The sequence below is a fragment of the Caulobacter sp. Root655 genome, from assembly GCF_001427665.1.
Classification (GTDB): domain Bacteria; phylum Pseudomonadota; class Alphaproteobacteria; order Caulobacterales; family Caulobacteraceae; genus Caulobacter.
This window is the reverse complement of the sequence record NZ_LMHC01000001.1, coordinates 476,545-489,903: the sequence shown is the minus strand read 5'-3', so window position 1 is coordinate 489,903 and position 13,359 is coordinate 476,545. Positions and strand designations below refer to the sequence as shown.

Below are 13,359 nucleotides of genomic sequence, written 5' to 3'. Positions count from 1 at the left end.
AGCGAGCCGCCGCCCCCCTTGACGACGCCAGACGACGAACTGGAGGACTTCGACGCCCAGGAAGCCGGCGCCGGGACCGGCGAGACGCTGCTGATCGTCCTGGAGGCCGACCTGGCCGGCCAGCGGCTGGACAAGGCCCTGGCCACCGCCGCGCCGGACCTGTCGCGGGCCCGGCTGCAGGCGCTGATCGCCGCCGGCCAGGTGTCGCTGGCGACCCCGGGCCGCGCCGCCGTCCCGCTGACCAATGGCTCGGCCAAGGCCGTGGCCGGGACCTATGCGGTGGTGGTGCCGCCGCCGGTCGCCGCCGAGCCGCTGCCCGAGGACATTCCGCTGAGCGTGCTCTACGAGGACGCCTATCTCATCGTCATCGACAAGCCGGCCGGCATGGCGGCCCACCCGGCCCCCGGCTGCGAGACCGGCACCCTGGTCAACGCCCTGCTGCACCACTGCGGCGACAGCCTGTCGGGGATCGGCGGCGTCGCCCGCCCCGGGATCGTCCACCGGCTGGACAAGGAGACCTCGGGCGTGATGGTCGCGGCCAAGACCGACGCCGCCCACCAGGGACTGTCGGCGCTGTTCGCCGAGCACGACATCGATCGCATGTACCTGGCCCTGACCCGCGGCGCGCCGCACCCGGTGGTCGGCACGATCCAGACCCGCCTGGGCCGCTCGCCCGGCGACCGCAAGAAGATGGCGGTGCTGAAGACCGGCGGCCGGGAGGCGACCACCCACTATCGCGTGGAAAAGACCTTCGGCCCCGCCGCCAAGCCGCTGGCCGCCCGGGTCGCCTGCCGGCTGGAGACCGGCCGCACCCACCAGATCCGCGTCCACATGGCCAGCAAGGGCGCGCCCTGCCTGGGCGACCCGGTCTACGGGGCCGGCGCGCCGGCCGCGCCGGTCAAGGCGGCGATCCAGGAGATCGGTTTCGCCCGCCAGGCCCTGCACGCCGCCGTGCTGGGCTTCGTCCATCCGATCACCGGCGAGACCCTGCGCTTCGAGACCCCGCTGCCGCCCGACATGGCGGCGCTGGAGGCGGCCCTTGAAGCGCTGTGATCGCCACCCCAGCTACACCTTGCGGTTCCGATACATTAAGGCCCTAATTCGGCTCACGGCCGGGTCCAAGGTGGAACGGTCGGAGGTTACGTCCATGCTCGCGTCCCGTTTCGCCCTCGCTTTCGCGCTTCTGGCCGCGCCCCTGGCCCTGCCGGGCGTCGCCCTGGCCCGCGACGCCTCCGACGAGGTCGTCGCCACCGCCTCGCGCACCGCCGCCAAGCCGCCCACCGAGGCCGAGATCGCCAAGGCTCAGGCCGACGCCAAGGTCCAGGCCGAGGCCGCCCGCGCGGCCAAGCCGGTGAGCACCCAGGACCAGGTCGCCGCCTGGCTGGCCGACTCCCCGCCGATCGAGCGGGTCGATAACGGCCCGAACGGCTACGCCATGCGTCCGAACGTCGACGTCAACGGCTACCCCCTGGGTCCGGACGGCAAGCGCCAGATCCACGGCGAGACCGGCGTCAGCATCGGCACCGGCGGCTATCGCAGCGGCTATGTCTCGACCCTGATCCCGATCGGCGAGGCCAGCACCCTGGGCATCGCGGTCGGCCAGACCGACTACGGCAAGCACGGCCGGGGCTATGGCTACGGTTACGGCGGCGGCTACGGCTATGACGGGCTCGGCGGCTATGACGGCGGCTACGGCTGGGGCCCACGCGGTGGAACCTCGCAGTCCCTGGCCCTGTCGCTCGACATGCGCGGCGGCGGCCGCTCGAAGAGCGACACGCCCGAAGGCTGCGCGCCCGGCTTCCGCGACGGCGACCGCTATGTCGAGCCGCCCTGGGTGACCCAGATGCGCGGCGACGCCCGCACCTGCACGGCCGCCGATCGCCCTTGACGCCTACGGGTCGCGACCAATCGCCTCGCGGACGAATGAACTAGATCGGCGTTCGCCTATACTTAAGAGCTTGCGGTCAAGGTGCCGATCCTCGGGCACTATCGGGCGTAAGCATGCAGCCGGAAATAACCGCTTTCCATCACCCCGCCACTGGTCGGGTGACCTATCTGATCGCCGACCCAGCCACCCTGCTCTGCGCCTTCGTCGACCCCGTGCTCGACTATGATCCGCTGACCCAGGCCGTCGACACCCGCTTCGTCGACGCGATCATCGCCGACGCCCGGGCCCGCGACCTGGGCCCCACCTGGATCCTCGAGACCGGCGTCCACACCGGCCACATCTCGGCTGCCGGCCACGTGAAGTACGAGACCGGCGCCTCGATCTGCATCGGGGCCGGCGTGCTCGACAGCCTCAAGCGCCTGGTCCCGGTGCTCGGCGCCGACGGCGTCGACCTCGACGGCTGGGACTTCGACAAGCTGGCCCAGGACGGCGAGGCCCTGCCGATGGGCGGCGTCGAGATCACCGCCATCGCCCTGCCCGGCCGCCTGCCCGGCGCCGTGGCCTACCGGATCGGCAACGTCGTGTTCACCGGCGCGGCCATCCTGCCGCCGGACCAGGGCCTGGGCGACAGCGATGCGCCCGGCGCCGACGCCGAGGGCCTGCACGCCGCCGCCCGCCTGCTGCTGGCCCTGCCGCCCCAGACCCGGCTGCTGAGCGGCCAGGTCGGGGCCGACGGCGACGCCTGGAGCGCCACGGTCGCCGATCACCGCGCCGGCAATGTCGACGCCGGCGACGCCGTCCCCGCCCAGGCCTTCGCGGCCCGCCGCGCGGCCGCCCTGGCCTCGCCCGGCCCGATGACCGCCCCTGCCCTGCAGGTCGGAATCCGGGCCTTCCGCCTGCCGCCCGCCGACGACGACGGCCTGCGGTTCCAGCCGGTCGACATCAGTTCTATTTAAAAACTAACTTGCGCGAGGCCAGCCTTCGCACCTAGATGTTTCGCATACGAAGCATCTGGATTGCCACCATGACCGACACCGATAGAAGCGCCCAGCTGACCGCCGCCCAGGTCGGCGCCCTGCCAGGCCTCCTGGGCCTGGAATGGAGCACGGCCGTCGCCGGCCTGGTGTGCGGCCGGATGACCGTCGCCCGGCATCACATGGCCCCCAACGGCTTCCTGCACGCCGCCAGCGTGATCGCCCTGGCCGACAGCGCCTGCGGCTACGGCTGCGTGGTCTCGCTGCCCGAAGGGGCCAGCGGCTTCACGACCCTCGAATTGAAGTCCAACTTCCTGGGCACGGCGCGCGAGGGCGACGGCGTCGCCGCCGAGGCCCGCCTGGTCCATGGCGGCCGCACCACCCAGGTCTGGGACGCCGTCGTCACCGCCGAGGCCACCGGCAAGACCATCGCGCTTTTCCGCTGCACCCAGATGGTTCTGTACCCGAAAGCCTAGGCGCGGTGGGCGCTGAACCGGGAAACCGCGCCCCGCGACACAAAAGCGTGTCACAGGCCCTTGCGCTCTTCCGGCGACGCCGCTAGGTATCCCGCCCTCACTCAAGGCCGCCCCCGGGCGACCCCTGAAGACCCCCTGGAGAGGTGGCAGAGTGGTCGAATGTACCGCACTCGAAATGCGGCGTGCCTGGAAGGGCACCGTGGGTTCGAATCCCACCCTCTCCGCCACTAACCTCATCGACAACCTTCGCGACGACCACGCTTCGGCGCGGTAGCGTCTCGTTCTGTACGCCGTGCGTCAGGGAGAGTCGCTTCGTGAGCCGTGATGATCGCCAGACGCCGCTGGACGCCCCCCGTCCCTGGTGGAAGGACGCCGTCGTCTACCAGATCTATCCCCGCTCGTTCATGGACTCCAACGGCGACGGGATCGGCGACATCCCGGGCATCACCGCCAGGCTCGACCACCTGAAGGACCTCGGCGTCGACGTGGTCTGGCTGTCGCCGCACTTCGACAGTCCCAACGCCGACAACGGCTATGACGTCCGCGACTACCGCAAGGTGATGGCGCGGTTCGGGACCATGGCCGACTTCGACACGATGCTGGCCGGGATGATGGCCCGCGGCATGCGGCTGATCATCGACCTGGTGGTCAACCACACCAGCGACGAGCACGCCTGGTTCGTCGAGAGCCGCAAGAGCCGGGACAACCCCTACCGCGACTACTACATCTGGCGCGACGGCAAGGAAGGCAGTCAGGGCGGGGGGCCGCCCAACAACTACCCGGCCTTCTTCGGCGGTCCGGCCTGGACGCAGGATGCGGCGACCGGCCAGTACTACCTGCACTATTTCGCCGCCAAGCAGCCGGACCTCAACTGGGAGAACCCCGAGGTCCGGGCCGAAGTGTACGACCTGATGCGGTTCTGGCTGGACAAGGGGGTGTCGGGCTTCCGGATGGACGTCATCCCGTTCATCGCCAAGCAGCCCGGCCTGCCCGACCTGACACCGGCCCAGCGTCGCGCGCCGCAGTTCGTCTACGCCTCGGGCCCCAGGCTGCACGACCATCTGCGCGAGATGCGCCGCGAGGTGCTGGCGCACTACGACACCCTGACGGTCGGCGAGGCGTTCGGGGTGCCCCCCGACGCGGCCCGCGACCTGATCGACAGCCGGCGCGGCGAGCTCGACCTGGTGATCAATTTCGACATCGTCCGCATGGACATCGACGGCTGGCGCAAGACCTCCTGGACCCTGCCTCGGCTCAAGGCGCTGTACAGCCAGCTGGACGCGGCGGTCGGGCCTTACGGCTGGAACACCCAGTTCCTGTCCAACCACGACAACCCGCGCTCGGTCTCGCACTTCGGCGACGACGACCCGGCCTGGGTCGAGCGCTCGGCCAAGGTCCTCAACACCCTGATCCTCACCCAGCGCGGCACGCCGTTCCTCTATCAGGGCGAGGAGCTGGGGATGACCAACTCTCCGTTCGAGAGCCTGGACGATTTCGACGACCTGGAGGTGGCCGGCCGCTGGCGCGACCTGGCCGGGCGGGTGTCGGAGGCGGAATACCTGGCCAACGCCCGGGCCATGGGCCGCGACAACGCCCGCACCCCGATGCAGTGGACGGCCGGCCCGCACGGCGGCTTCACGACGGGCAAGCCGTGGCTGGCGGTCAATCCCAATGCGGCGGCCATCAACGCCCAGGACCAGGCCGCGCGGCCGGACTCGGTGCTGAACCACTGCCGCGCCCTGATCGCCTGGCGGCGGGGCTCGGCGGACCTGCGGGATGGGACCTATGAGGACCTCGATCCGGAGCACGAGCAGGTCTTCGCCTATCGGCGCGGCGCGGGGCTGGTGGTGGTGCTGAACTTCGGACGCGAGACGGTGCGCTACGCGTTGCCCGGCCGCTTGACCGTCGACGGCGTGGTGTTCGGCGAGGCCGAGGTCGAGGGCCAGGTCGAGGGTCAGGTGGTGACGCTGGCGGGGTGGACGTCGGTGATCCTGGCGGTGCGGACGGCTTGAACCACCCCTCCGTTGTCATCCCGGGCAAGCGCATAGCGCGCCGATCCGGGACCGCCGGAAGCGCATGCGTTCACGCGTCGGTCCCGGGTCTACGCTTCGCTCCGCCCGGGATGACAGTGCCATGGAGCTGTAGCCAGAAGGGCGCCCGCCGGAAGCGGGCGCCCTTCCAACCTCCAGTCGAAACCCCTAAGCCTTGAAGAAGGCCAGCAGGTCCGGATTGATCACCTCCGGGTGGGTCGTGCACATGCCGTGCGGCAGGCCCGGATAGGTTTTCAGCGTGCCGTGCTTGAGCAGCTTGGCCGACAGCGGGGCGCTGTCGGCGATCGGCACGATCTGGTCGTCCTCGCCGTGCAGCACCAGCACCGGTACGTCGATCTTCTTGAGGTCCTCGGTGAAGTCGGTCTCGGAGAAGGCCTTGATGCAATCGTAGTGGGCCTTGGTCCCGCCCATCATGCCCTGGCGCCACCAGTTGTCGACGACGGCCGGGGAGACCTTCGCGCCGGGACGGTTGAAGCCGTAGAACGGGCCGGCGGCGACGTCGCGGAAGAACTGGGCGCGGTTGGCGACCTGGGCGGCGCGGAAGCCGTCGAACACCTCGATCGGCAGGCCGCCCGGATTGGCGGGGGTCTTGAGCATGATCGGCGGCACGGCGCTGATCAGCACGGCCTTGGCCACCGGGCCGCCGCCGCCATATTGCGCCACGTAGCGCGCCACTTCGCCGCCGCCGGTCGAGTGGCCGACGTGGATGACGTTCTTCAGGTCGAGATGGGCCGCCAGGGCCGCGACGTCGGCGGCGTAGGTGTCCATCTCGTTGCCGGTGTCGGTCTGGGACGAGCGGCCGTGGCCGCGCCGGTCATGGGCGATGACCCGGAAGCCCTGGCCCAGGAAGAACATCATCTGGCCGTCCCAGTCGTCGCCGCTCAGCGGCCAGCCGTGGTGGAAGACGATCGGCTGGGCGGTCTTGGGACCCCAGTCCTTGTAGTAGATCTCGGTCCCGTCCTTGGTCTTGATGGTGCTGCTGCTCATGGTGGCTCCTGGAGCTTTGGGCGACGCCTGGGGCGTGGCCGCGGAGGATGCGGACGGCGCGAGCGACGGGACGGCGGCGGCCATCAGGACCAGACCGAGGCCGCCGGTGACGACGCCGCGCCGCGACAGGTCCTCCATTTCGCCGGAGGGCGTCCCGTCGGAAGAAGTGGTCATGGGCCCGTCTCTCGGCTGTCGATCCGGCCCGCCTGGCTTGGCGGACCCGGAGGAACGCTAGGCGTTTCGCCGGCCCGGCGATTGGACGCGATTGCCGTGACTTGCACTTTCTTTGCTCCGACCTTGCGTGGACGGCGCGGGGCTTGCGGGTCAGCGCGGCTCGAAACGGAAGAAGGTGTTGGCCGTCAGCCGGCCCAGGCGCGGGTCCTGGCTCAGCGGCCGATCGGGCAGCACGCCGGCGTGCAGCAGGTTGCTGGCATAGACGATCACTCGGTTGAACACCGGCGTGACGGCGGCGGTCTGTTCGAACAGGTCGCTGGACCCGACGATGTAACCGCCCGAAGCCTCCCCGCCCGCGATCTCGTCGCGCAGGGCGGCGAAATAGGCCGGGCCACGATCGGGGCCGATCGCCTCGAACCCCGTGGCGCGGTGGCGATAGAAGGCCGTGCCGCCGTGCTCGGGGCCGCACAGATAGTGCAGGATCGCCAGTTGGTTGGGCTGGGTGGTGTCGATGTGCGGCAGACGTTGGGCCAGGTTGGCGGCCTGGACCGGCAGGGTGGCCATGGACAGCGCGCTGGTGATGTGGGCCTGGCCGCCGATCGGCGCGCCGAACATCTGGGCCAGATGCGGCCGCAGGGCCTTGATCAGCGCCCGGACATAGCCGCCGGGCGCGGGGGCGCGCACGCCGGGATAGAAGTTGGCGGCCGACTTCACCGGGGCGAGGACGGCGGTGTCGGCGGCGAAGTCGACCAGGCCTTCGACGCCGATCAGCAGGCCGTCGACCAGCAGCACCGGATGCTGCTCGGCCCCGACCCGCAGGACCTCGACATGCGGATCCTGGGCGGCGTCGAAGGCCGGCTCGCTCACCGGCGCAGGCTTTCGGCGGCCTCGGCCATGGCGGCGTCCGGGACCTTGGTGCTGAAGCCGTGGGCGTAGATCTGGGTCAGCAAGGCGCGATGGTCGGGCAGGCTGGCGGCGGCGCGGACCCCGGCCTCCTGCACCCGCATGAAGTCGGCCCGAGCCAGTTCGCCGTGGAGGTGGGCGGCGGGATCGACCTGGGTCGCGAAGCCCATGCCGTACAGGATGAACTGGTAATTGAAGTACTTGAACGACTCGTGGAGGTTGGGGAAATCGAAGACGTTCGGCGGCCGGTGCCTCCACATCGCCAGGTGGTCGCGCAGGGTCTCCGGGATCGAGGCCGGATCGGCGTTGTCGGTCCAGAAGCTGTTGTCGGTGCGCTGGCTGAGACAGTAGTGCAGCTTGATGAAGTCGATGGCTCGCAGGTAGCGGTCGGTCATCGCCGTGTTGAACTGCCGGGCGGCCGCCTCCATCCCGCCCCGGCGCGGCAGGTTGCGGGCCAGCATGTAGGCGGCGGCCTCGATCAGCACGATGCCGGTGGATTCCAGCGGCTCCAGGAAGCCGCCCGACAGGCCGACCGCGACGCAGTTCTTGACCCAGTGCCGGTCGCGGTGGCCGACCTTCAGCTTCAGCAGGCGCGGCGTCAGGCCGTCGCCGGCCTTGCCGACATAGCCGCGCAGGATCTGCTCGGCTCGATCGTCCGTGGTGTGACGACTGGAATAGACGTAGCCCGTGCCCCGGCGTTCGGGCAGGCCGATATCCCAGGTCCAGCCGGCTTCGTGGGCGGTGGAGATGGTGGTGGTGGCGACGGGCGCGTCGGGCCGGCCGTAGGGGACCTGCAGGGCCAGGGCCCGGTCGACGAACAGCACGTCGCTCTTGTCGATCCAGCCTGATCCCATGGCGTCGCCGATCAGGGCGCCGGCGAAACCGGTGCAGTCGACATAGAGGTCGGCGGTCAGGTCACCGTGCTCACGGGTGGTGACCGAGGCGATCGACCCGTCGTCGGTCTTGTTGACGCTCAGCACGTTGCCCAGCAGATGCTTGACGCCGGTGGCCTTGCCGACGTCGCGCAGCAGGCCGGCCAGCTTCCCCGCGTCGAAGTGGTAGGCATAGGCCATCGGCCCGCCGTACTGCGGGTCGTCGACCCGCTTGGGCCCGCGCATCGCGTCGCAAACCTTGTCCTGCAGGGTGACGGCGTCGGAGAACGGGATGTTCCCGGCCTCGCCCATCAGCCAGTAGGGCGCCAGGTCCAGGCCGCCGTTCAGCAGGCGGGGCTGGGCGAAGGGGTGGTAGTAGTGACTGTGAACACCGTCCTGGGGCGCGGTCTTCCAGTCGACGAACCGGATGCCCTGCTTGAAGGCCGCCCCGGCCTCGCGCATGAACCGCGCCTCGTCGACGCCGATGGTCCGCATGGTGTTCTGGATGGTCGGGAAGGTGCCCTCGCCCACCCCGATGATGCCGATTTCGCTGGACTCGATCAGGGTGATGCGCACCCCGTCCGGCCGCATCGAGCCCAGGCGGCGGGCCAGGTAGGCGGCCGTGATCCAGCCGGCCGTGCCGCCGCCGACGATCAGGATGTCGTTGATCGGCTGAGTCACGTCCATCCCTCCATTCAGCCCGGCAGCAGGCAGCGCACGGCCTCGCCGATGCGTTCGGCGTCGGCGCCCAGCACCACGTGCACGACGCGGTCGCCCAGCCGGACCACGCCGCGCGCGCCCAGCGCCGTCAGCGCCGCGTCATCGATCCGGTCGTTGTCGCGGACCAGCAGGCGCAGGCGGCTGGAACAGCTGCTCACCGTCTCGACATTGCCCGCTCCGCCCAGGGCGGCGACCAGGGCGGCGACCAGGGCCTGGGCGCGATCGTCATCGGCGGCGGTCGGCAGGGCGGCGGCGGCCCTGGTCGTCGCCACCGCCGGCTTGGATGCCGGCTTGGATGCCGGCTGGGCGACCGGAGCGCCGCCCCCAAGGGCGCCGGCCGCCGCGCGGATCTCGCCGGCCACCTGGTCGGCGATCGGGCCCAGCACCACCTGCAGAGCCTTGTCAGAGGGCTTGACCACGCCGCGCGCGCCCAGGGCCTTGAGGGCCGGTTCGCTGACCCCGGCCTGCTCGACGACGATCAGGCGCAGGCGGGTGGTGCAGGCGTCGATCGAGACCAGGTTTCCCGCCCCGCCGAGGGCGGCGAGGAAGTCGGCGCCACGACCGCCGCCGGTGGTCACCTCGGCCACCGCGACGTCGTCCTCGGTCTCGCGGCCCGGGGTCTTGAGGTCGAACCTGACGATGAAGAACCGGAACAGGCCGTAATAGACGCCGGCATAGGCCAGGCCGAGCGGGACCAGCCACAGCGGGTGGGTGGCCTTGCCGAAGTTCAGCACATAGTCGAACAGGCCGGCCGAGAAGGTGAAGCCCAGCTTGATGTCCAGGGCGTTCATCAGCGCCATGGCCACGCCCGTCAGCACCGCGTGCACCACGTAGAGCAGCGGGGCCAGGAACATGAAGCTGAACTCGATCGGCTCGGTGACGCCGGTCAGGAACGAGGTCAGGGCCAGCGAGGTCAGCATGCCGCCGACCGCCTTTTTCTTCTCCGGACGAGCCGTGTGGTACATGGCCAGGCAGGCGGCGGGCAGGCCGAACATCATCACCGGGAAGAACCCGCTCATGAAGCCGCCGGCGCTGGGGTCGTCGGCGAAGAACCGCCGCAGATCGCCGGTGGCGCCGTGATAGTCGCCGATCACGAACCAGGCGATGTTGTTGAGGATGTGGTGCAGGCCGGTGACGATCAGGATCCGGTTGAGGAACCCGTAGACCAGCAGGCCCAGCTCGCCCGAACCGACGATGGCCCGGCTGGCCCCGTCGACGGCGCCGTTGATGCCGTCATAGCCCAGCCCGATCAGCACCGCGACGCCCAGGCCCGCGAAGCCGCTGATGATCGGCACGAAGCGCCGGCCGCTGAAGAAGGCCAGGTATTCCGGCAGCTTGAAGGTCGAGAAGCGGTTGTAGAACACCCCGCCGATCAGGCCCGAGGCGATGCCGATCGGCACGCTGAGCTTGGCCAGGGCCTTGGTCTTGTAGGCCGCCGAAGCCAGGTCGGCATGGGCCTGGACCAGGCCCGCCACGGTTTCCGGCGGCACGTGCAGCAGCGCCTTGGCGCCCTCGGTGGCGATCAGGAAACAGACCACCCCGGCCAGGCCGGCCGCGCCGTTGTTCTCGCGCGCGAAGCCGACCGCCACGCCGATGGCGAACAGCAGGCCCAGGTTGGAGAAGATCGCGTCGCCGGCCGCGGCCACGAAGGCGATGCCCAGTAGGTCGGGCTGGCCCAGCCGCAGCAGCAGCCCGGCCACCGGCAGGACGGCGATGGGCAGCATCAGGGCGCGGCCCAGGGGCTGGAGGAATTCGAGCGGGGACTTCATCGCTTAGGCTCCAGCCTGGAAGGCTTTGCAGAGTTGGCGCACCGCCTCGGGCGAGGTCTGGTCCAGGGCCTGGCGGGCCAGGGCCTGACAGGCCTCGACGTTCAGGGTGCGGACCAGGGCCTTGACCTCGGGCACCGTGGCGGCCGTGGCGGAAAGCTCGGTGACCCCCAGCCCGACCAGCACCGGCACGGCTACGAGGTCGGAGGCCAGGCCGCCGCAGACGCCCACCCAGCGATGGTGTTTGGCCGCGCCGGCGCAGGTCTGGGCGATCATCCGCAGCACCGCCGGGTGCAGGGCGTCGATACGGGCCGCCAGCTCGGGATTGCCCCGGTCCATGGCGAGCACGTACTGGGTCAGGTCGTTGGTGCCCACCGACAGGAAGTCGGCCTCGGCGGCCAGCAGGTCGGCGGTGACGGCGGCGGCCGGGGTTTCGATCATCACCCCCAGTTCAATCCGCTCGGTGATCCCCAGCTCGCGCTTTGCCTCTTCCAGCACGGCGCGGACGGCGCGCAGTTCGTCGAGGCTGGCGATCATCGGGACCATGATCTTGCACTGCAGGAGCGGCCTGACCCGCAGGATGGCGCGCAGCTGGGTCTTCAGCAGGTGCGGCCGCCACAGGCTGACGCGCACGCCGCGCAGGCCCAGGGCGGGGTTCTCCTCGGCCGGGATCGGCAGGTAGGGCGCGGCCTTGTCGCCGCCGACGTCCAGGGTGCGGATGATCAGCGGGCGGCCGTCCAGGGCCGAGGCGATGGCCTGGTACTGGCGGGCCTGCTCGTCCTCGTCGGGCGGGGTGTCGCGTTCGAGGAACAGGAACTCGGTGCGCAGCAAGCCCGAGCCCTCGGCGCCGTTGGCGGCGGCGGCCAGGGCGTCGTTCAGCGAACCGACATTGCCGAACACCTCGATACGCACGCCGTCGGCGGTGCGGCTTTCCTGGTGGGCTGCGGCCTTGGCGGCGGCCTTGCGCTCGTGGCGGGCGGCGATGGCGGTCTGGGCGTCGGCCAGCTGGCCGGCATCCGGTCCAATGCGAAGCGTGCCGGCCTCGGCGTCGAGGATCAACCCCGTGCCCTCGGCCACGTCCAGCACGCCGGGGCCGGCGGCGACGATGGCCGGCAGGCCCATGGCGGCGGCCAGGATGGCGACGTGCGAGGTCGGCCCGCCCTTGGCGGTGCACAGGCCGGCGACCTGGCCGGGATCCAGGCCCATCAGTTGCGAGGGCAGCAGTTCATCGGCCAGCAGGATGGCGCCCGGCGGCAGCACCCGGGCCTCGTCTTCTTCCCCGGTCAAGGCGCGCAGCACCTGGCGTTCCAGGTCGATCAGGTCGTCGACCCGCTCGGCCAGACGGCGGTCGCCCAGGCCGCGCAGGGCCTCGACATAGCCGCCGACCGCGCGGCGCCAGGCGAAGCCCGCGCCCTTGCCGTCGGCGATCAGCCGGTGGGCCGCGGCGGCCAGTTCGGGGTCTTCCAGGAAGGCCAGGTGGGCGCCGAGGATCGCCTTGCGGGCGGTGTCGCCCTTGCCGGCGGCCTTCTCGATGCGGGCGCGGACGTGGGCCAGCGCGCCCTCCAGTGCGGCGCGCTCGTTGGCCGCGCCGGTTCCGGCCTCGACGACGACGATGTCGCTGGAGAGGAAGCGCACCGCCTGGCCGATGGCCAGGCCCGGCGCGGCCATCACGCCGCGCAGCAGGCCCGGCTCGCTCGGGTGGGCGGCGCGGACGGCCTCGACCACGGCGCCAAGACGAGAGGGGGCAGCGGCGGTCGGCGGCAGGGCCGCGCTCTCGCCCATGCCGCCTTCGATCAGTTCGACGATGGCGATGACCGCATATTCGGCGTCGGGGCCGCTGGCCACCACGCTGACGCGGTCGCCGTGGCGGATGGCCAGGGACATCACCCCCACCGGGCTCTTGGCGCTGGCCCGGCGGTTGACGGCGACCAGGGCTACCTCGGCGGCGAACTTGCGGGCGGTCTCGGCGATGCGGGCGGCGGGGCGGGCGTGGATGCCGTGGGCCAACGGCACGACGACCTCACGGACCACCTCGCCCCCGGCGACCGGCGATACGGCCGTCGCCTCGCCCATCGGGGCCAGCTCCATCAGGAAATCGCCGACCGAGACCACGTGGTCCTGCTCGCGGCGGACGATCTGGAAGGCGTCGGGATTGGTGATGACGATCGGGGTGATCAGGCTTCGGGCCCGCAAGGACAGCAGGTCGAGGTCGAAGCTGATCAGCTTGTCGCCCGACTTCACCGCCTGGCCGTCCTGGACGTGGGCCTCGAAGCCGTCGCCGCCCAGGCCGACCGTCTCCAGGCCGACATGCATCAGGATCTCGGCGCCGTTGTCGGCCCGCAGGGTGATGGCGTGGCGCGTGCCGTGCACCGCGATGACCCGCGCGTCGCACGGGGCGTGCAGGGTCGAGCCCAGCGGATCGATGGCCAGGCCGTCGCCCAGCATGCGCTCGGCGAACACCGCGTCGGGCGTCTCGTCGAGCGGGGCGATCCAGCCCTTGAGCGGCGAGGACAGTACGAGATTGGACACGGACGCTTCCCTGCTTCCT

10 protein-coding genes and 1 tRNA gene are annotated in these 13,359 nt (G+C 70.9%); 6 read left to right on the top strand and 5 right to left on the bottom strand.

From position 1 onward, the window contains the following. Window positions 1–18: 18 nt before the first annotated feature. The 6 genes from ASD79_RS02240 to ASD79_RS02215 all read left to right on the top strand — a co-directional run bounded on the left by ASD79_RS02240 (window position 19) and on the right by ASD79_RS02215 (window position 5,350). A complete protein-coding gene (locus ASD79_RS02240; RefSeq protein ID WP_056719860.1) occupies window positions 19–1,053 on the top strand; it encodes an RluA family pseudouridine synthase in 1,035 nt (344 codons plus the stop codon). Between the two features lie 94 nt (window positions 1,054–1,147). After that, complete coding sequence (locus ASD79_RS02235) at window positions 1,148–1,888, top strand: hypothetical protein (RefSeq protein WP_056719419.1); 741 nt, start codon at window positions 1,148–1,150, stop codon at window positions 1,886–1,888. 113 nt (window positions 1,889–2,001) lie between these two features. After that, a complete protein-coding gene (locus tag ASD79_RS02230; protein WP_056719418.1) occupies window positions 2,002–2,844 on the top strand; it encodes an MBL fold metallo-hydrolase in 843 nt (280 codons plus the stop codon). Window positions 2,845–2,912: 68 nt separating this feature from the next. Then, a complete protein-coding gene (locus ASD79_RS02225; RefSeq protein WP_056719417.1) occupies window positions 2,913–3,338 on the top strand; it encodes a PaaI family thioesterase in 426 nt (141 codons plus the stop codon). A 137-nt stretch (window positions 3,339–3,475) separates the two neighbouring features. Next, window positions 3,476–3,565 (top strand) — tRNA-Ser (locus ASD79_RS02220). Between the two features lie 87 nt (window positions 3,566–3,652). Further along, window positions 3,653–5,350 (top strand): alpha-glucosidase, encoded by a 1,698-nt coding sequence (locus tag ASD79_RS02215; RefSeq protein WP_056719416.1) that lies wholly within the window; start codon window positions 3,653–3,655, stop codon window positions 5,348–5,350. Between the two features lie 186 nt (window positions 5,351–5,536). Here the strand turns inward: ASD79_RS02215 and ASD79_RS02210 are convergent, their stop codons facing one another. From ASD79_RS02210 to ptsP, 5 genes are all read right to left on the bottom strand, one after another. Beyond that, window positions 5,537–6,376 carry an alpha/beta fold hydrolase gene (locus tag ASD79_RS02210; RefSeq protein WP_200952276.1) on the bottom strand — a complete coding sequence of 280 codons (840 nt, stop codon included), beginning with the start codon at window positions 6,374–6,376 and terminating at the stop codon, window positions 5,537–5,539. A 324-nt stretch (window positions 6,377–6,700) separates the two neighbouring features. Next, window positions 6,701–7,417, bottom strand: coding sequence for a DUF6445 family protein (locus ASD79_RS02205; RefSeq protein WP_056719415.1), 717 nt, complete (start codon window positions 7,415–7,417; stop codon window positions 6,701–6,703). Beyond that, on the bottom strand, window positions 7,414–9,012 hold the full coding sequence (locus tag ASD79_RS02200; RefSeq protein ID WP_056719414.1) for a tryptophan halogenase family protein: 1,599 nt from the start codon (window positions 9,010–9,012) through the stop codon (window positions 7,414–7,416). Before ASD79_RS02200 ends, ASD79_RS02205 begins: the two co-directional genes overlap by 4 nt. 8 nt (window positions 9,013–9,020) lie before the next feature. Then, window positions 9,021–10,814 (bottom strand): N-acetylglucosamine-specific PTS transporter subunit IIBC, encoded by a 1,794-nt coding sequence (nagE, locus tag ASD79_RS02195; protein WP_056719413.1) that lies wholly within the window; start codon window positions 10,812–10,814, stop codon window positions 9,021–9,023. A 3-nt stretch (window positions 10,815–10,817) separates the two neighbouring features. After that, on the bottom strand, window positions 10,818–13,340 hold the full coding sequence (gene ptsP / locus ASD79_RS02190; RefSeq protein ID WP_056719412.1) for a phosphoenolpyruvate--protein phosphotransferase: 2,523 nt from the start codon (window positions 13,338–13,340) through the stop codon (window positions 10,818–10,820). Window positions 13,341–13,359 lie beyond the last annotated feature (19 nt).